General features: G+C 37.3%; 2 protein-coding genes. Both read left to right on the forward strand.

Annotated features, from left to right (window positions below; translation table 11 throughout):
* A partial coding sequence (locus GC098_RS39665; protein WP_216625492.1) for a hypothetical protein occupies nucleotides 1-206 on the forward strand: 206 nt, incomplete at its 5' end.
* 642 nt (nucleotides 207-848) lie between these two features.
* Nucleotides 849-1,262: a CBS domain-containing protein gene (locus tag GC098_RS31475; RefSeq protein ID WP_171647652.1), complete on the forward strand. Its 414-nt coding sequence runs from the start codon at nucleotides 849-851 to the stop codon at nucleotides 1,260-1,262.
* The last annotated feature ends 69 nt before the right edge of the window (nucleotides 1,263-1,331 follow it).

Consider the following 1,331-nt stretch of genomic DNA (forward strand, 5'->3'; position numbering starts at 1 on the left):
TGAACGGCACCATCACCAATGGTCGAGGTCGACTAGAAATTCATACATGGTACGAAAAATTTGTAAATTTAAATAAAGTACATCTTAATTGTCCATTTGATACTGTGAATAAAAGACGTAAAAGAATCGGAACAGATTCTTGTCATTTATCGGAACAAATTCTTGTCATCCGACATCAACCGACAATAGTAGTAGTTGTCGAGTGACAAGAATATAGACCGATAAGCATCCGCAGAAATTGCGGATTTTTTATTTTATCGGAACAAATTCTTGTCATTACTCAATGACAAGAATTTGTTCCGATTGCCGAATGAGCCCAAGAATATATACTGATTACCGAGACAGAAGAACTATTTAGAGTGATTAATTCATGTGACATGAACATCATCTCATTCCCGACAGGTTGTAGGAGAAATAGGTTAACGATTAAACTAACTTCGTTCACCTAACGGGCAGCTTAGTTCAACAACCCGAGGTCTTGGTAAAAAGGGTAATACAGGTTTTCGATGCTTTAAGAGGGATATAATAAGAGAACAATTCTAGTTAAGGGGTAAAATGTTAAATGAACAGAGGCAAATTTAAACGGGGAGATAAATGAAGTAGAAATAAAAAAGATTGAAAACGAATTCGTTGAGCCGACATCCGCTGGAGAGAGACGGAAGGCTTATCCCTGATCGGTGGCCAACATATCATCGCTTCCCTGATCAGGAGACGATGATAACTCCTTAAACTTATGCGAGCTTTCCCGCGTAACTTTGACCAAAACCTCAAAAAAATGGAATAACGATAAAGCAATTGAGTTAAAATACCAAAGATCGATAAAAAACTAAGAAAGAAGGAAAATAACAATGAAAATAGTAAGAGATATTATGACTAAAGATGTGAAAGTTTGTGCCCCCCATGATTCCGTAGTAGCTGCGGCAAAACTTATGCGTGATATCAATTGTGGATCTATTCCAGTTTGTGAAGGCAAGAAAGTCGTAGGTATGATTACAGATCGTGATATAGTAATAAGTTGTGTGGCAGATGGTAAAGATTGCAATATTACTCATTGTCACGATTGTATGACTACGAATGTAATATCTTGCTCACCGGATATTGATGCACATGAATGTGCTCGTTTAATGTCTGAACATCAAATTCGTCGGATTCCTGTCGTACAAAATGGGGAAATTGTAGGAATTTGCGCTATTGGTGATCTTGCAACAGTAAATATTTTTGTTAATGAAGCCGGTGACGCGTTAAGTCAGATATCTCAATAAACAGCACATTTGTGTCACTAGACAGACAGGTACGAAATTAACTGTCCAATGACACAAATGTGCCTACAT

The organism is Paenibacillus phytorum, assembly GCF_013141715.1.
Lineage (GTDB): Bacteria > Bacillota > Bacilli > Paenibacillales > NBRC-103111 > Paenibacillus_E > Paenibacillus_E phytorum.

Coding starts and splice junctions, on each gene's coding strand:
- GC098_RS31475 (WP_171647652.1), top strand. CDS start 849: ATGAAAATAGTAAGAGATATTATGACTAAAGATGTGAAAGTTTGTGCC.